This window comes from Idiomarina sp. 017G, assembly GCF_004362265.1.
Classification (GTDB): Bacteria; Pseudomonadota; Gammaproteobacteria; order Enterobacterales; family Alteromonadaceae; genus Idiomarina; species Idiomarina loihiensis.
Genome location: NZ_SNWT01000003.1, coordinates 140,590 through 156,290 on the forward strand (window position 1 = coordinate 140,590; position 15,701 = coordinate 156,290).

18 protein-coding genes are annotated in these 15,701 nt (G+C 46.9%); 13 read left to right on the forward strand and 5 right to left on the reverse strand.

The features are described 5' to 3' along the window. Window positions 1-48: 48 nt before the first annotated feature. Together DEU30_RS06745 and DEU30_RS06750 are read left to right on the forward strand one after the other, a co-directional pair. On the forward strand, window positions 49-1,434 hold the full coding sequence (locus DEU30_RS06745; RefSeq protein ID WP_114981765.1) for a family 43 glycosylhydrolase: 1,386 nt from the start codon (window positions 49-51) through the stop codon (window positions 1,432-1,434). A 92-nt stretch (window positions 1,435-1,526) separates the two neighbouring features. Next, the gene (locus DEU30_RS06750; protein WP_011233346.1) at window positions 1,527-2,321 is read left to right on the forward strand and encodes an SDR family oxidoreductase; all 795 of its coding nucleotides are present in this window, start codon (window positions 1,527-1,529) and stop codon (window positions 2,319-2,321) included. A 3-nt stretch (window positions 2,322-2,324) separates the two neighbouring features. Here DEU30_RS06750 and DEU30_RS06755 read toward each other — a convergent pair whose 3' ends face one another. Further along, window positions 2,325-3,134 carry a UDP-2,3-diacylglucosamine diphosphatase gene (locus tag DEU30_RS06755; RefSeq protein ID WP_114981764.1) on the reverse strand — a complete coding sequence of 270 codons (810 nt, stop codon included), beginning with the start codon at window positions 3,132-3,134 and terminating at the stop codon, window positions 2,325-2,327. A 408-nt stretch (window positions 3,135-3,542) separates the two neighbouring features. On the opposite strand from DEU30_RS06755, the gene DEU30_RS06760 reads away from it, so the two are divergent. Then, entirely contained in the window at window positions 3,543-3,833 is a 291-nt protein-coding gene (locus tag DEU30_RS06760) for a hypothetical protein (RefSeq protein ID WP_011233348.1), read from the forward strand. 15 nt (window positions 3,834-3,848) lie between these two features. On the opposite strand, the gene DEU30_RS06765 is transcribed toward DEU30_RS06760, so the two are convergent. Next, complete coding sequence (locus DEU30_RS06765; RefSeq protein ID WP_011233349.1) at window positions 3,849-4,088, reverse strand: hypothetical protein; 240 nt, start codon at window positions 4,086-4,088, stop codon at window positions 3,849-3,851. Between the two features lie 114 nt (window positions 4,089-4,202). Between DEU30_RS06765 and DEU30_RS06770 the strand changes: the two genes are divergently transcribed. Then, on the forward strand, window positions 4,203-4,451 hold the full coding sequence (locus DEU30_RS06770) for a hypothetical protein (protein WP_011233350.1): 249 nt from the start codon (window positions 4,203-4,205) through the stop codon (window positions 4,449-4,451). 1 nt (window position 4,452) lies between these two features. Here the strand turns inward: DEU30_RS06770 and DEU30_RS06775 are convergent, their stop codons facing one another. Further along, the gene (locus DEU30_RS06775; RefSeq protein WP_114981763.1) at window positions 4,453-6,423 is read right to left on the reverse strand and encodes an LTA synthase family protein; all 1,971 of its coding nucleotides are present in this window, start codon (window positions 6,421-6,423) and stop codon (window positions 4,453-4,455) included. Between the two features lie 123 nt (window positions 6,424-6,546). Between DEU30_RS06775 and DEU30_RS06780 the strand changes: the two genes are divergently transcribed. The 9 genes from DEU30_RS06780 (at window position 6,547) to DEU30_RS06820 (ending at window position 13,732) form a co-directional block, all read left to right on the forward strand. Continuing rightward, the gene (locus DEU30_RS06780; protein WP_011233352.1) at window positions 6,547-6,906 is read left to right on the forward strand and encodes a diacylglycerol kinase; all 360 of its coding nucleotides are present in this window, start codon (window positions 6,547-6,549) and stop codon (window positions 6,904-6,906) included. 144 nt (window positions 6,907-7,050) lie between these two features. Continuing rightward, entirely contained in the window at window positions 7,051-7,653 is a 603-nt protein-coding gene (locus DEU30_RS06785; protein WP_114981762.1) for a thermostable hemolysin, read from the forward strand. After that, window positions 7,644-8,993, forward strand: coding sequence for an AMP-binding protein (locus DEU30_RS06790; RefSeq protein ID WP_114981761.1), 1,350 nt, complete (start codon window positions 7,644-7,646; stop codon window positions 8,991-8,993). The genes DEU30_RS06785 and DEU30_RS06790 overlap by 10 nt, the downstream gene beginning before the upstream one ends. 9 nt (window positions 8,994-9,002) lie before the next feature. After that, a complete protein-coding gene (locus DEU30_RS06795; RefSeq protein WP_114981760.1) occupies window positions 9,003-9,680 on the forward strand; it encodes an iron-containing redox enzyme family protein in 678 nt (225 codons plus the stop codon). Then, window positions 9,677-10,474: an SDR family oxidoreductase gene (locus DEU30_RS06800; protein ID WP_114981759.1), complete on the forward strand. Its 798-nt coding sequence runs from the start codon at window positions 9,677-9,679 to the stop codon at window positions 10,472-10,474. The genes DEU30_RS06795 and DEU30_RS06800 overlap by 4 nt, the downstream gene beginning before the upstream one ends. Continuing rightward, entirely contained in the window at window positions 10,471-11,124 is a 654-nt protein-coding gene (locus DEU30_RS06805; RefSeq protein WP_114981758.1) for a hypothetical protein, read from the forward strand. Before DEU30_RS06800 ends, DEU30_RS06805 begins: the two co-directional genes overlap by 4 nt. Before the next feature lie 8 nt (window positions 11,125-11,132). Next, a complete protein-coding gene (locus DEU30_RS06810; RefSeq protein ID WP_114981757.1) occupies window positions 11,133-11,795 on the forward strand; it encodes a response regulator transcription factor in 663 nt (220 codons plus the stop codon). Continuing rightward, window positions 11,786-13,129, forward strand: coding sequence for an ATP-binding protein (locus DEU30_RS06815; protein ID WP_227016330.1), 1,344 nt, complete (start codon window positions 11,786-11,788; stop codon window positions 13,127-13,129). Before DEU30_RS06810 ends, DEU30_RS06815 begins: the two co-directional genes overlap by 10 nt. A gap of 93 nt (window positions 13,130-13,222) precedes the next feature. Beyond that, a complete protein-coding gene (locus DEU30_RS06820) occupies window positions 13,223-13,732 on the forward strand; it encodes a cytochrome b/b6 domain-containing protein (RefSeq protein WP_114981756.1) in 510 nt (169 codons plus the stop codon). On the opposite strand, the gene DEU30_RS13575 is transcribed toward DEU30_RS06820, so the two are convergent. Together DEU30_RS13575 and DEU30_RS06830 are read right to left on the reverse strand one after the other, a co-directional pair. Further along, the gene (locus DEU30_RS13575) at window positions 13,727-14,785 is read right to left on the reverse strand and encodes a helix-turn-helix transcriptional regulator (protein ID WP_114981755.1); all 1,059 of its coding nucleotides are present in this window, start codon (window positions 14,783-14,785) and stop codon (window positions 13,727-13,729) included. The two genes, DEU30_RS06820 and DEU30_RS13575, sit on opposite strands and share 6 nt — an antisense overlap. Beyond that, complete coding sequence (locus tag DEU30_RS06830; protein WP_011233363.1) at window positions 14,766-15,671, reverse strand: diguanylate cyclase; 906 nt, start codon at window positions 15,669-15,671, stop codon at window positions 14,766-14,768. Before DEU30_RS06830 ends, DEU30_RS13575 begins: the two co-directional genes overlap by 20 nt. Between the last annotated feature and the right edge of the window lie 30 nt (window positions 15,672-15,701).

A 15,701-nucleotide genomic window follows, 5' to 3' on the forward strand; every position in this document is an offset into this window, starting at 1 on the left:
AGTCTCTAAAACTATTTCCCGGATACCTCAAACCAGGAACCATGTTATATGCCGAATAAATTAGTGACTATGCTCGGGGGCTTTGTGCTGGCGGCTTCTGTTGTTGGCTCTGCTGTAGCCGGAAACCCAATTATTAAAGAACGCTTTACAGCCGACCCGGCAACCTTAGTTCATGACGGTGTGGTCTATCTGTATGTAGGCCACGACGAAGCTAAAGAAGACGGTGATTTTTTTGTCCTTCGCGAGTGGTCTATCTATTCGTCAGATAACTTAAAGGACTGGACGCTGGAAGGCGCTTTTCCCCGCACGGAATTTGACTGGGCAAAAGGCGACACAGCCTGGGCTGCTCAGGCGACTGAACGAGACGGTAAGTTTTACTGGTATGTAACTGTACTAAACGACGCCTCCGATCCGGAAAAGCAAGGTTTTGCGATAGGAGTGGCGGTGTCGGATGACCCGGTTAATGGTTGGAAAGACGCAATAGGCGGGCCATTGATAACCGCGGACATGACAGAATCGCCTGAATTTATGGAGGATGAGCCCTGGGACAACATCGACCCAACTGTATTTATTGATGATGACGGACAAGCGTATTTGTATTGGGGGAACACGCACCTCTACTACGCACGTCTGAAAGACAATATGACCGAACTGGACAGCGAAATTCATAAAGTTGATATCGATAACATGCCAGGTACCTTCACTGAGGCGCCGTGGCTGCATAAATACCAGGATAAATATTACCTGACATTTGCAATGAATTATCCTGAAGAGCTGGCGTATGCGGTAAGTGACTCGCCTGAAGGGCCGTGGGAATATCAAGGGCTGATAATGGATGTGCTGCCCGATAGCGGAACTAGCCATCAGGCTGTGCTTGAGTTCGAACAGCAGTGGTATTTGGTTTATCACACCGCCGCGCTGCCAACGGGTGGAAACTATCGTCGTTCGGTTTCGATAGAACATCTTGAGTACAATGAGGACGGCAGCATCCAGAAAATTACCCCAACGGCGTCGGGTATTCACTACAATGCGAAACAGTTGCAGGCCTTTTCAAATAAAGAGTTTCTGACTTATCAGGGTGACGGTGCCGCTGTTGCTGCAGGTGAGAAAGAAAACTATAGCCAGCTGTGGCATCTGCAGTCGTTACGCGGTGAGAAGAATACGGTTTCGTTTCAGCCTGAAGCATCACCTGGTTTCTACCTTGTTTCGGAAAACGGTAAGTTAACCGTAAGCAAGCATGATGGCTCAGACAGTTTTATCGCCAACGCGACCTTTAAGCAAGTTGAAGGCCTGTCCAATAGTGAGTGGTCTTCTTATCATTTGGCAGATAAGCCAGAGGTCTATCTGGTATTACATGAAGGCAGTCTGAAGCTGAGTAAACCTTCGTCTAATGAAGAGAAAGAGGCGGCGACTTTCCGGCCTTCTGCACCTTGAATATAATAAAAAGAGTCCCATGTTTTGCTTAACAAGCCGTGCGTTCATCGTTTTTCTATGTAGCACGGGTATTCAGAAAAAAGGAGCAGCTTATGCACATTGATCTGAACGGAAAACACGCCATTATTACTGGCTCTACAGCCGGTATTGGCTTTGCAATTGCCGAAGGGCTCGCCAAGGCTGGTGCTAATGTTGTGATCACCGGGCGTACTCAACAGCGGGTTGATGAAGCCATCGCCAAGATTAAAAAAGCGGCTCCTGATGCTGGCATTGAAGGTGTCGCAGCCGATCTTGGAACCGCGGAAGGTTGTAAAACTCTGACTGAACAGCAACCAGACACTGATATTTTGGTTAATAATGTCGGTATTTTCGGACCTGAGGACTTCTTTGAGGTGGATGATGATACCTGGCAGCAATTTTTCGATGTGAACGTGATGAGTGCGGTGAGACTCTCGCGCCATTATGCGAAAGGCATGAAGGAGCGTGACTGGGGGCGTATTCAGTTTATATCCAGTGAATCGGGCATTAATATTCCTAGTGAAATGGTGCATTACGGCATGACAAAATCAGCGCTGTTGTCCATTTCCCGGGGGTTGGCGAAAGTACTTAGCGGCACTCAAGTGACAGTTAACGCCATACTGCCCGGACCCACACGCTCAGAAGGCGTGCTTAATATGCTTAAAGACATGGCTGAGGAAGAGGGCGTTTCACAGGAAACAATAGAGTCCCGCTTTGTTCAGGAGAACCGGCCTTCGTCCATTATTCAGCGCTTAGCAACGCCTGAAGAGGTTGCTAATATGAGTGTTTACGTGGCATCGCCGCAGGCCAGCGCCACTACCGGCGCAGCGCTGCGAGTCGAAGGCGGTATTGTCGATACCTTAACTTAGCCTTTAGGTCGCGTTGTTATAGGCGCGACGGCGCCGACGAAAGCGACTTAAGCGAGCTGGCTGAGCATCCGAGAATGTGTATTTCATCAGCGACAGCTCGCCGTCATGGTTTTCAAACAGAGCCGTGCAATTTTCCACCCAGTCACCGGTATTGGCGTACAGTAAGCCGTCAGACTCAACCAATTCTGGGTGATGAATGTGTCCGCATACAATACCGTCTAAACCACGCTTTTTAGTTTCGCGGAATGAGGCCGCCCGATAGCGGCCAATGACTTCTTCGGCTTTACCAATTTGGCTTTTCACGTAGGCCGACAATGACCAGTAATTGTGGCCAAACAGGTTGCGAATGCGGTTTGTTGTTCGGTTAAGCCACAGTAAGAAGTCATAAAGATGGTCGCCAACAAACGACAGCCAGCGGCTATGGCAGGTTTCGGCATCAAACGCGTCGCCGTGCATTACCAGCAAACGTTTGTTGTCAGCGGTAGTATGAATAGCCTGACGTTGAATGCGAATACTGGCCACATCTGGATGGCGATATTTACGCATAACTTCGTCATGGTTGCCGGGAATGTAGATAACCTCGACACCGTTACGTGCCATTGCCAGTATTTGCTGAAGTACCTTATGATGCTGATCCGGCCAAAATATCTGCCGTTTCATTGCCCAAAAGTCGACAATGTCGCCAACCAGATACAACCGCTCAATATCAACGCGTTTGAGCAGGTGAAGCAGAAATTCGGCTTTGCAATCTTTAGAGCCAAGGTGTACGTCGGAAATAAACAAAGTTCGGGCGTTCAAGCGAGCCTGAGGCATAACGATCTCCCACTGTGGGTTTCGTCCATACTCCTCTGCTTAAATGAACCGCCGTTGACAGTTCATTTAAGCTTTTGTGACATCGGCAGACTATTTGCGACAAGATCAGCTTTATTATGAATGGCATAAAGTCAGGAAGCATTGTGCACCGGCTCAGGCATTAACCAGGCATAATCTTTAAAACGCTCATAGAGCCTGATACTCCGATCTAGCGTGCTTGTTCTACTTTTTGCCATGACGTCCCTGTCTATTGGGTAATGCGAATATGAAACCCGAAAACCATAAACCGGACAAGCATCTTTACAGTAATCATACATGAGAACCAAGGGGCGCTTGATTCCCCGACGACTTTTGACCATGCTTATTTTAATTAAGTTACTGAGTAACGGTAAAAACTTGGAGGTTTAAATGGATAACAAAGACGCATTTGAGAAAAAGCACGAAGCAAAAATAGAAGAAATGAAAGCTGAGATTGACCGCTTAAAAGCGAAAGCAAAGCAGTCGGAAGCGGAGTCTGAAATTAAGTATGAAGAAAAAATTAGTGAACTTGAAGCGTTAAGAAATGATGCAGAAACTAAGCTGGAAGAAGTTAAGAAATCCAGCAAAGACGCATGGTCTGACGTTAGTAAGGGACTTGAGTCGGCAACAGAGTCTTTATCAACGGCGCTGAAATCGGCCAGTCAGCAATTTAAAAAATAAAGGGTTTAGGGGTGGCTACTTGCTGGCTGTTAGCCACCCTGCAAAAAATGCTGCGGCAAGTGCCCCGGCAATAATAGCGATAAACCATGCAGCTCCAGCCCGCTTTCCTAAATTAATTGTCCAGCCAAGCATTGGATAAAATTTCGGCACCCAGCTGCGCGTATCTTTCTTGCTAAAGTATATGCCGAGCCACAAAGGCCGTGACCAGTTGCTTTCGTCATGCCATTCCTGAGAATTGATTTCTTCTTGAGTCATAAAGGCCTCCTAAGAACAAATAGTAGTCGATTTTTCCGGGAAATCACGGGGTGAGTTGATATCTCCCGCAACTCAATGTAATTTTCAGTCCATTCTCACTAATCTGAAGCCATTATGTCCTCTTTGTTAAACTGGATGAAAACTCTGGGCACGATACCTCTAGCCCTTTGCGTTCTTTTCGTTGTATTTCTGCCTTCAATTTTATTCGCGGCATTTATTGTCTGGATTTTCGACTTGCTGTTTTTAGACCTGGCATGGATGTCCTGGTCAACTTTTTGGTGGATACTGGGCGTTTGGGTTGTGACCATGATCATTGCGTTAGCTGGTCAAGCCGACAAGATTCTGTTTGGTACGCCGAAGTAGTCTAATCTTTAGGAACATAATATTCTCGCGATTGATACAAAATAGACGGCAACATAGCGAATGCTCTTATTTTTTTTAACTGCTCGGGGCTTAGCGGATCCTCTATCGACTCTTGCTTATCGACTTCCGGGATATAGCGATAATGCTCAGTTGGCTTATTTACCCTAAGAACGGTTAAAGTATCACCTTCCAACCATCCGTAGTTGTCGCCAAACTGCATCATTGCCCGGTTTCCGGGAGCTTTATCTGTGCGGCTTAAATCCTGCCCTACTGTTGGCAAATAGGCGGAAACACCTGCTAAAGAGAGTAATGTGGGAGCTAAATCAATTTGGCTTGCTGTCGACTTAATGGTTCGGGGTTCAAGATCTGCACCTAAAATCAGTCCTGGTATGTGGAATTTATTGACAGGGATTAAGTCGTCACCGTAAACCCGGGTATCATGATCGGCCACGACCAAAAATAAGGTGTTATCCCAGTAGTTACTTTGTCTGGCTTTTCTAAAGAACTCTCCGAGTGCGTAATCCGCATATTTAACCGCATTATTCACGGTATTTTTAGGCTCCTCATGAAGCTTTATAGTGTTATCGGGGAACTTAAACGGTTCGTGATTAGAGGAGCTAAAAGCCAGGGTGAAGGTGGGGTGTTTAGCTGTGTTGACTACTAATCGCTGATGTAGTTTATTAAATAAATCTTCATCGCTAACACCCCAGCTCCCAGTAAAATTCGGTGTTTTGTAATCATCTTGATCGATAATCGATTGAAAGCCATTACCGACAAAAAAGTTGGCCATATTGTCAAAGTGAGCCTGGCCGCCGTAGATAAACTCGGTGAAATAACCCTGCCGGGATAAAACATCGGCAAGTGTAAAAAACTGACGCTGTGAGTTTGAAAGTTTCACGGTGCTTCGTGCTCTAGTCGGTAAAAAACCTGAAACAACAGCCTCTATACCGCGTACTGAACGGGTTCCTGTTGCGTAAAGCCGCTCAAACCACCAGCCATCTGATTTCAGTCGCTCCAGATTAGGTGTTACCGGTACGCCACCAAGTGATTCGACAAATGTCGCACCCAGGCTTTCTTCTAAAATAATGACAATATTAAGAGGTTTTTCTCTTTTCCGTGTCGCAGGCTGAAAGTGTACTGTGGGGTAATCTTTGTAAGGAAACTCATATTCTTTAAGGTGAGTGTTCTGCTTAACTGTTGTTAAAACTTCATCGGTTTTCATATCACCGTATATAAGATTTGCTTTTGATTCGTGTTTTAAATTGTAAAGTGCATACTCTAAGGTATAAGTGGAATTCAGAATCAATGAATTGACCATGGCATCAGAGGTAACCGCGAAAAATGCTGGGTTAGCCGGGCGATGCGCTAGTGTTGAACGGATGCCGAGTACTACCATCACTAGAAGAAGAGAGTAAACACCCAACAAATACCGACGGCGCATTGGTTCTGGTTGAAATCGTTGAGCAATAATACGGGCTATGCGCTTTAAAATGTATATGGTTAGTAAAGTAGAAGCCGCACCTATCATTAACCAAGTTTTGAATCCGTTCCATAGTGTGGAAAATACTTCGGCGGGATACTCTAGGTATTCAAAGAATAAGCGGTTGGGTCTAGTGTCGTACTGAGCCAAAAAAGCCGGTGTTGAAATCTCCATGAACCATAAAATGATGAAGCATAATGTAAACCACAATAAAGAGACTCGATACCAGAGACTCTGGGCTCGATATCGGTTCATAAAAGGAATAAGAAATGGTAATACAAGAAGTGGAATAACAATAAAATAGCTTACTTGCATAAGATCGGCTCGTAAGCCCAGAATGAAAAACTCTCCTAACCCTATAGCTTCGCTGACACGGTTGCTGTACAGAGAGAAGTGAAGAAAGCGGAATCCACTAAGCAGAGCGAGCGCAGAAACAAAGAAAAGAAATATTGGCCGCAATAATTCTGCAATTGGTAAAATTGGTTTGATCATAAATATTGTACTAGTTCTTTGTTGCTGCTTAATAAAAGGCAAACTAGCAGCGCATTCTTAAGTAAGCCTTAAGAAACATTTAATAAGTTATTTAAAGATGTTGATGGCTAAGAGGGCGATAGAATGAAACCGGGAAAGAAAGGCTTAGAACGAATTTGGTACGCAACTTTCAATTCGCTGCGAGGCCTGAAAAGTGCGTGGCAGTACGAGGCGGCCTTTCGACAGGAAGCACTAATGTGTTTGATTTTGGTACCTGTCGCTTTTTACGTTGAAGCATCGTTGGCTGAGCGGCTGCTATTGCTTGCAAGTCTTTTTATTCTGCTCATTACTGAGCTTCTTAATTCGGCGGTAGAAGCCGTTGTTGACCGTGTTGGGGCAGAGTTCCACGAGCTTAGTGGAAGGTCGAAAGATTTAGCCTCTGCAGCGGTATTTTTTGCCCTACTGTTTATGCTCGTGGTCTGGGTTAGCATTCTGTTTTTTTGATTTATTGGGTATGTTCAGGAACTTTCTACAAACTAACGCTCCACTATTCCTTAATAGCCCTTAAGGTTCTCTTAAGTAAACGCTCATACAGTAGCAGCATGAATGATTCTGTCAGCGATGTCCGCTGGAAAAGGAGTAATCGTCATGCGCTACCAATGGGTTACAACAACACAGGCTAACCGGTCGTCGGTTGAGGCTTTTATCTGTGAACGCTACTGGCTTAATTTTAATGCCTGCCTTAGTCAACTGCCCGAGGTGCTGCTAGCCCTGTACGAAAACGACACTCTGGTTGCGGCATGTGGTATTCAGTTTGCTGAACAAAAGCCGTTGTTTTCAGAGTTCTATCTCGATAAGCCATTGCAACAATACTCTGTTGGCAACAAGCCGATGCCAGCGCTTGAAAATATAGCTGAAGTCGGTTCAATGGCCGCTCTGGCACCGCCTTATTTACCTTTGCTGTTTCAGGCGGTTATCGATTCTCTCTTGTCGAGAGGAATTACCGCTGTTGTCTTCACTGCAACCCGGGCTCTGCAAAAGTATTTCGCGAGACAAGGCATAGAATTAACCCTTCTAGCCGAAGCTAAGAAAAACGCTTTGCCCGAGTCTGTCCGCGATATATGGGGCAATTACTATGAGCACACACCGCTTGTGCTGGGTGGTTGGCTGAGCCAGGGGCATGCGTTATTCACTAAGCAACGCCCTGCGTCTGTTTTCAGGTCGACAGCAGGGGCTGCGTCATGCCTGTAACTGAGTTTTTTGACCAACTGCAAGCGCACGTAAAAAGTAATCCAAATCAGATTGCTTTAAGTGACGAGCAAACGGCTATTACTTACCACACGTTACTTAGTCGGGTGGCTTCCCGACGCGACTATTACCTGCAACAGCCAGACCCTGTTGTTCTTATCGACAAACCCAACTCCATTGATTGGGTGATAGATGACCTGGCGCTGCTGTGGGCGGGCAAAGTCAGTGTTCCGGTACCTCCATTTTTTACTGAACAGCAGAAGCAGCATTTGGTTCAGCAAACCTTGTCGTCGCCGCAACTGCCGTCGATGACAGCTAAAATTACCTATACCTCAGGAACAACCGGTGAACCTAAAGGAGTTTGTCTTGCTGCCGCGTCTCAGATGGAAACAGTGAAAGCACTGGCGGAGCGTCTGGGAGCGGTGAAGGTTAAGCGGCATATGGTACTGATGCCGCTTGCTGTATTGCTGGAAAATATCGCCGGGGTGTATCTATCGCTTTGGCTAGGTAATGAAGTGGTTCTGGTTGGTTCAGAAACTCTGGGGCTGAAAGGATCATCATCACTCTGTGCAGAGTCTTTTTTTGCTGCGCTACGGCTCTACCAACCGGATAGCCTAATTCTAACGCCTGCACTGTTGGCGGCTATTGTATCGGGTGTTGAGCAAGGTTTGTTAGATAGTCAGCAGTTCAAGTTGTTAGCGATAGGTGGCGCAAAATTACCCCTGCCGTTGGAGTCAAAAGCATTGGCATTAGGCCTGCCGCTGGTTCACGGCTATGGATTGTCAGAGTTTTGTTCTGTTGTCGCATTGAACTCACCCGACCGTCCGGTTGTCGCTTCGGTTGGCAAACCGCTACCTCATGCACAGGTGACTATTGATGAGGGCGAAGTTGTGGTCTCCGGCAACTGCATGCTGGGTTACCTGGGTGAGCCAGACTCCTGGTATCCGAAAAGGATAAGAACTGGCGACCTTGGCTCATGGGATGCTGAGGGCAATCTGCGCATTGGCGGGCGTATTAAGAATATTATTATTACGGCGTTTGGGCGCAATGTTGACCCTGAGTGGCCAGAAGCCCTGTTGAGCCTGCAGCCCAACATCCGACAAGCGGCCATTTGGGGCTCGGAAGAGTTACCCATTACCGCGCTGCTATATTCTCCTGAAAACATCGACTCTGTTGCCGCTCGTGTTAAAGCGGTTAATCAGCAACTTCCTGACTACGCGCAAATCGAGCGGTATTTTCTTATCACTGAACCTTTTTCTCAGGCCAACCAACAGTTGACCGGAACCGGACGTCTTCGTCGTCGGCAAATTGCTAACGATTATTCCGAGCTATTAACGCTATAGAGGTATTTTATGTCCTTTTTTAACACTTTATGTGAGCAGACTCAGACAGAACAGCAGTATTTGCTGAGCGCAAGACCTATTCAACAGGCATTGCAGGGCGATATTTCATTGCCTCGTTATCAGGCTTTTTTAAGTCAGGCTTACCATCATGTAAAGCATACGGTTCCATTGCTGATGCGCTGTGGCAGCCGCCTGTCGCTAAACGATGAGTGGTTACGCAAAGCGGTTATTGAATACATTGGCGAAGAATATGGTCATGAGCGCTGGATACTCAACGACCTCGATGCCGCTGGCGGCGATGTGGATATGGTGCAGAACTCAGAGCCACATACACCGACACAGGCCATGGTGTCTTTGGTTTATAACGCGATAGACAATGTGCATCCTACGGCGTTTTTTGGCATGGCACACGTACTGGAAGGAACCAGCGTGAAGCTGGCAACGGCCGCCGCACATAAAATCCAGAGCACACTTGGCTTGCCGGAGTCAGCTTTTAGTTATTTGCTGTCTCACGGTGACCTGGATCAGGAGCACGTTCAGTTTTTTGAGCAACTGATGAACCGAATTGAAGACGCCGACGCGCAGCGCGCCATTATTCAAACCGCTAAACACGTTTATCGTTTGTATGGTGATATGTTCAGAGCTTTGCCGGAGCTTGCGGGTGAACAACCGGAAGCGAGTGTATGAGCAAAATAAACTGGAAATCACAAAGCATAGTACTGACGGGCGCATGCGGAGGGCTAGGTATTCAACTTGCCGAGCTGCTTAGTGCTAAAGGAGCAAAACTTTTATTATTAGGACGTTCTGAGCCCGAGCTTGCTGCACTTGCCGGGCGTTTGCAGCAGGACTATTTCGTGTTGGATCTCTGTGCGTCCGATGCAATAAGCCATTTGCACCAGTTTATTGAGCAGAAAAACCTGCGCATTACCGGTCTTATCAATAATGCAGCAACCACACATGAAGGACTGCTTGAAGACGCAACCTCTGAGGACATTCAGCGTGTTATCGACACCAACCTAACCGTGCCCGTGGCTCTTATTCATAGGCTACTGCCTCGACTAAGAGCAAATCATGGTTGGGTAATGAATATTGGCTCTGTATTCGGCGCTATTGGCTTTCCGGGGCAGGCACTTTATTGCGCCAGCAAGTTTGGCCTACGAGGGTTTAGTGAGGCGCTGCAGCGAGAGTTGCAACTAGAGGACGTACGAGTGCTTTACTGCGCCCCCAGAGCAATACAGACGCAACTCAATAACGGCGTTATCAGTCGTTTAAACCAACAGTTGAAAACCTCGGCGGATGCCCCGGAATGGGTTGCGCAACAAATCGTTCATCAAATTGAGCAACAACAACCACTGAAAACCCTGGGCTGGCCGGAAAAGTTATTTGCCCGGCTTAACGGGCTGTTACCGGAACTGGTTAACCGCAGTATGAAAAAGCCACGAATTTTATTACACCAATTGATCAAGGAAAAATCGCTATGAAACCAATAACTGTATTAGTTACCTCAATGGCGTTAGCTGTAACGCTTTACCTGTCGCCGGTTGCTGCAGAAGAAGTCAGCCAGTTGCTGAGCGTTCAGCAACGCTGGGCTGAAGTGAATTATAAGATCGAGGGCGACGAGCAGCTAAAAGCGTTTGAAGAACTGTCGACGCAAGCTGAAAAATGGGTTGAGCAAGAGCCCGATAACGCCGAAGCGCATATTTGGCTGGGTATTATTAAAAGTACTCAGGCCGGTGCTGAAGGTGGATTGAGTGCGCTGGGTTTGGCAAAAGACGCTAGAAAATCTCTGCAAAGAGCATTGCAGCTTGACCCTCAAGCTTTGCAGGGTTCTGCTTATGCAAGTCTCGGTACGCTATATTACAAAGTTCCCGGCTGGCCGTTTGGTTTTGGTGACGACGACAAAGCCAGTGAATTATTGCAACGCGCATTGGAAATAAACCCGGACGGTATTGACCCTAACTACTTTTACGCCGACTATCTGTATGAACAGGGCAAGTACTCAGATGCAAGAAAATACGCAGAGCACGCGCTGAGCGCTGAAGTGCGGGAACAAAGACCATTAGCTGATGCGGAGCGACGCAAAGAGGTTCAGGCGTTACTGAAAAAGATTCATCACGAGCTGAAGAGGTAATTGGCCGCATGGAGTTGTTACTGGTTGAAGATGATGCGATGTTAGGACAGGCTGTGGAACTCGGCTTGTCCGAGCGTAAGTTCCTGGTTCAGCGGGTACGCACGGGAGCGGCGGCTATTAGCGAGTTAAACCGAACTCACTACGATGCTGTTGTTCTGGATTTGGGGTTGCCGGATTTAGACGGAACCCGCGTTTTGGCCAGCCTCAGAAAAAAGGGTATGACGTTGCCTGTATTGGTTCTGACAGCGCGAGATCAATCCAGTGAAATTGTAAAGCAGCTGGATAACGGCGCTGACGACTATATGATCAAACCGTTCGATATGAACGAACTGGCTGCCCGTCTGCGCGCGCTGGTTCGTCGCCAGCGCGGCTATGCTTCCCCGGAGTTAAAAGTGGGTGATATTGTTTTGGACGACGCTAACCATACCGTTGTTGTTGAAGGGCTGGCTGTTAACCTTTCCCGACGCGAATTTGAGCTACTGAAAGCATTAATGTCCGCACCGGAACGTGTGCACAGCCGTGACAAGCTCGAGCAGGTTGTGTTTCAGAATGAAGCTCAGGTAGAGAGTAACGCGCTGGAGGTTCATGTGCATAATTTACGTAAAAAGCTGGGCCATAAAGAGTGGATTCAGACTATTCGCGGTATTGGTTACCGACTGCAATGCAATTAGTTAAGCGTGTAAGGCACAAGCTAAACTCTATTCGTAGGCGTATTCTTGTCGCTGTATCTCTTTTGTACCTTGTCAGTTCAACCTTGTCAGCAGTATGGATTTACTTTGAAGTGAGCCATGAGGTTGATGAACTCTTTGATGCGGAAATGCTGCAGCAGGCAAAAACCTTATCTGCATTTATGTCCGTGAATTCCGAGCGCTTGCCTGAAGCCGGGGTGATCATTGAATCAATCGGTGCGCACAACTATGAAGATAAGCTGTCTTATAGGATAGAAAACACTGAAGAGCTGCTTCTTATGCAAACTGAAGGCGCCCCGGATGCCAGTGCTTTTGAGTTTATCCCGGGTTTTTCAGTTAAGAGAGTGAAAGACGAACTTTGGCATGCATTTGGCTTAGAGAACGCAACTGGACAGCGAATACTAATGTTGCAGGAAGACGGCTTTCGTTCTGAACTTAGAATGGATTTAACCGTCGATACAGTTATTCCGATATTACTGATTTTACCTTTTATGCTTTGGTTGGGATGGTGGACCATCAACCGGAACTTCTCCAGCTTTAATCGCTTGGCTGGTGAGTTAAGGCGTAAACGTGCTGACGACTACACCGCCTTTGTTGAAGATAACGACAGAGAGGAAGTTGCATTAGTAAAACGTTCTTTAAATCACTACATAAATCGTATAGAGCAAACGTTTTTACGTGAGAAGCGTTTTTCCGCAGATGCAGCTCATGAGCTTAGAACTCCTTTGGCCAGTTTGAAGGCTCAGATTCAGAGTCGACTAGGGGGCTCGACGTCGGAACACAAGGAAGAACTCAGGCCTTTGCTTGATAGTACTGAGCGATTGGTTAAATTGGTTGAAAGCTTATTGCAGTTGTCTAAAGCTGAGCTGCCACCTGAGCAGCTAAAGCAAGTGAATGTTGCCAGTGTTCTCAGGCAGGTACTTGCCGACCAGTACGTCGCTGCGGAATCGAAGGGGCTGAGCTACCATGCACAACTTCCCACTGTGTTTCAGCAAACAAGTGATGAAAGTCATCTCTATCTTTTGTTTGCTAACGCACTGGATAACGCTATTAAGTATGCGGTTCCGGGTTCTCATATCGGAATCGAAGTCACCGAAAACCAGATATTTGTTTGTAACCGCGTCGCTGCAGACCATGTTATTGATATTGACCGAATTACCGAGCGGTTTTATCGCGGAAAACAGCTAGATGTTGAGGGCTCCGGACTGGGTCTGAGTATTGTGAAGAATTTGGCCGAGCAACTCGGCGTTCAGATTAACTTTCGACATATCGATGATGAGTTCTGTTTTATTGTAACTTTTGATACGGATCAATAAGCGGCTGTATTCCCGGCGTTGAGCGCATAAGCTTAATATTTCCTTAAGGTAGTGTGCCTATACTCAAGTCATTAAACACCTTTTGGAGTTGTTATGGATATTCGATATTCGGGTTTGTCGCGAATAAACCACTGGTTCAGCGTGATCTTTGTGGTTGTCATGCTGACTCTGGGTTATATGATGTTTTTTGCAAATGACAGAGCTTCTGGCTCATACGCCGAAGCCGCACATATTGGCGTTGGTTTTTTCGCCTTCTGGTTTTTGCTCTGGCGCACAATCTACCGTTTAAAAATGGGTTTCCCTGCACATAAAAGACAAGATAGGCGTCACGAATTTGCCCGGGTTGTTCACTACTTGATTCTACTCGGACTGACACTATTGATTATTACCGGTCCCTTGTATTTGTTTACTGAGAATGAAGGACTGGCGGTGTTTGACTGGTTTACCGTTAATCTTGATCTCACTGCTCTCAGTATTGTTCACGAACCGGCGGAAGAAGTGCATAAAATTACCGGCCTTTACGTACTGCCGGCTCTGCTTGTTGTGCATATTGCGGGTGCTGTTGTTACCTACTTGTCAGATGAGGGAGTAGCCCGATCATAAAGCTGAATTGGAAATAAATAGCGCAGATTGCCGCTGGCGCAGCTCTTCCGGGACAATACCCAGCCAGCGTTTGCAGGCGCGTCGAAAGTTGTTGGGGTTACTGTACCCCAGCTTCTGCGCAAGCTCGACATTGTTGTAGGGATGTTTTTGCAGCAGGTTCAGCAGTTTGTGTAGCCGCACCAGGTCATATATTTGCTGAAAGCTGTAGCCATGACTGGCCAGCAGACGTTTGCACGAGGAAAGGCTAATGCCAATTTCAGCCGCCAATTCGGTTAGCGAGGCGTCATGGCCCGTTTCGAGCTGATAATCCAGCCACTTAAAAACGCTTAGCATGACAGAAGCTTGAGCCTGTGTCTGATGCTGCATCTGACAAAAACTAAGTGCCTGATGATATTGGGCTAAGTTGCGCTCAGGCGAATGTTCCTGAAGCTGTTCCGCCGGAATAGAGAGTCCACAAATAGGGCGTGAACTCACCTTTTTTACCCATTTTTTCCAGGTGGGTAAGGGCGAAATATCATCAGGCAGAGCAACATGCCACTGGTTAACGGCTAAGCCTCGAGCTCTGCCCAGCATTAAAAGTATTGCTACACCAATTTTGCAATTGGCAGAATAGCAGAGTTGATTCATTTTCCCTGACAGCCCCTCAACCGGAATAAAGTCCAGTTGTAAGTGATTTTCAAAGCGTTGGGTGGGGGTAAATAAAAAGGGCTGTAGCAGGCTTTGAAAGCGCGACAAATGAATAAGCGCCTGCTTTAGTGTTTTTGCGTGAACAGTCAGGTCAATCAGTGGGTTCAGTCTGTCACTGAACAGTGTTTCTACAACCAATTGCCATAAGTGCGGGTCGTTAATTTTTTCTTCGGCAGACGCCAGTAACAACAGCATTTCATGATCGGTGAGCCGAAAGTTGTTTATCTGCAGTTTTTGTTCAGATAATGAGGTGCCCCTGAAAAGCTCCGAAGAGGAAATGCCGCGCCTCTCGGCAAGCGGCAGCAGCGCCCGTATAAAGGGTTTACCAAGCAAACGGCGTTGGTCGTTAGTTGGCCAGGGGCGCATAGTGAGTCATCTCCTCAACTTGCGTGTGTAATGCGGTAATTGCATCAACAGCCGAGAGTTCTTCAACGCGGTGAGTATGCACTTCCACACTCATGTAATTGGGTAACTCAAGTTCGGAGTTTAGATTCTGAGCTATAACCTTCATTAACCTGTCCGCCTGAGACAAGCGAGTTTGTGGAAGCAGTATTAAAAAATGGTCACTGTGTTCCCGACACAGACAGTCCTGAGGCCTTAGCAGTAACACCATTAACTCGCTGGCTTGATGCAGGAGTTCGTCTCCGGCTTTTGTACCCATTTCATGATTATACTGGGCGAAGTTTTTGAAATTAACGCTAACCAATACAGTCGACTCTGCATCAGTACTGTTTTGTAACGCTATTTCCCGTTCAACCAGCTTGATAAAATAAGGGGTGGTGTATAGCGAGGTTAAAGGGTCGACCCACTGGTGAGACCGAAGGTTCTTTTCGCGTACCATAAGTTGTCGCGACAGCATTTTGTTTTCACGCCGCCATTCAGCTGCGGCAAAACTAATGATAATAAGCCCCACCGGAAGCGGAAAGGACTCCAGCCAGCTTAATAACCGCAGGGCATCGGGATAGCGAAAAAATTCATCTAGTACGTCCAGCGTCATGGAAAAAATAAGTAATAGACCACCGCTGTAAAAGAGGTTGGTTACATTACCCCGAGGCCGGTCAGTAACCATAAATATGACAATTAAAATGGTCAGGAACAGGGTCGAGCCCTCACCAAGAATGTCCAGCGGATCAACGATTTCATAGGGTTTAACGACACCCAGTTGACTGCTAAGCAGCAAACAAAGCAGAACCACTACGGCAATGAGCAGAACTCGCCAGTTGCTGATATAGCGTAAATTAATCAATTGCATTGAAGTCTCCGCATATCTCGGCATTAGAAC

What these genes read in the sequence shown, in the direction of transcription:
- DEU30_RS06800 (WP_114981759.1), top strand. Translation starts at nt 9,677, where the DNA reads ATGAGCAAAATAAACTGGAAATCACAAAGCATAGTACTGACGGGCGCA.
- DEU30_RS06755 (WP_114981764.1), bottom strand. Translation starts at nt 3,134, where the DNA reads ATGCCTCAGGCTCGCTTGAACGCCCGAACTTTGTTTATTTCCGACGTA.
- DEU30_RS06765 (WP_011233349.1), bottom strand. Translation starts at nt 4,088, where the DNA reads ATGACTCAAGAAGAAATCAATTCTCAGGAATGGCATGACGAAAGCAAC.
- DEU30_RS06770 (WP_011233350.1), top strand. Translation starts at nt 4,203, where the DNA reads ATGTCCTCTTTGTTAAACTGGATGAAAACTCTGGGCACGATACCTCTA.
- DEU30_RS06785 (WP_114981762.1), top strand. Translation starts at nt 7,051, where the DNA reads ATGCGCTACCAATGGGTTACAACAACACAGGCTAACCGGTCGTCGGTT.
- DEU30_RS06810 (WP_114981757.1), top strand. Translation starts at nt 11,133, where the DNA reads ATGGAGTTGTTACTGGTTGAAGATGATGCGATGTTAGGACAGGCTGTG.
- DEU30_RS06795 (WP_114981760.1), top strand. Translation starts at nt 9,003, where the DNA reads ATGTCCTTTTTTAACACTTTATGTGAGCAGACTCAGACAGAACAGCAG.
- DEU30_RS06750 (WP_011233346.1), top strand. Translation starts at nt 1,527, where the DNA reads ATGCACATTGATCTGAACGGAAAACACGCCATTATTACTGGCTCTACA.
- DEU30_RS06790 (WP_114981761.1), top strand. Translation starts at nt 7,644, where the DNA reads ATGCCTGTAACTGAGTTTTTTGACCAACTGCAAGCGCACGTAAAAAGT.
- DEU30_RS06830 (WP_011233363.1), bottom strand. Translation starts at nt 15,671, where the DNA reads ATGCAATTGATTAATTTACGCTATATCAGCAACTGGCGAGTTCTGCTC.
- DEU30_RS06775 (WP_114981763.1), bottom strand. Translation starts at nt 6,423, where the DNA reads ATGATCAAACCAATTTTACCAATTGCAGAATTATTGCGGCCAATATTT.
- DEU30_RS13575 (WP_114981755.1), bottom strand. Translation starts at nt 14,785, where the DNA reads ATGCGCCCCTGGCCAACTAACGACCAACGCCGTTTGCTTGGTAAACCC.
- DEU30_RS06815 (WP_227016330.1), top strand. Translation starts at nt 11,786, where the DNA reads ATGCAATTAGTTAAGCGTGTAAGGCACAAGCTAAACTCTATTCGTAGG.
- DEU30_RS06820 (WP_114981756.1), top strand. Translation starts at nt 13,223, where the DNA reads ATGGATATTCGATATTCGGGTTTGTCGCGAATAAACCACTGGTTCAGC.
- DEU30_RS06780 (WP_011233352.1), top strand. Translation starts at nt 6,547, where the DNA reads ATGAAACCGGGAAAGAAAGGCTTAGAACGAATTTGGTACGCAACTTTC.
- DEU30_RS06760 (WP_011233348.1), top strand. Translation starts at nt 3,543, where the DNA reads ATGGATAACAAAGACGCATTTGAGAAAAAGCACGAAGCAAAAATAGAA.
- DEU30_RS06805 (WP_114981758.1), top strand. Translation starts at nt 10,471, where the DNA reads ATGAAACCAATAACTGTATTAGTTACCTCAATGGCGTTAGCTGTAACG.
- DEU30_RS06745 (WP_114981765.1), top strand. Translation starts at nt 49, where the DNA reads ATGCCGAATAAATTAGTGACTATGCTCGGGGGCTTTGTGCTGGCGGCT.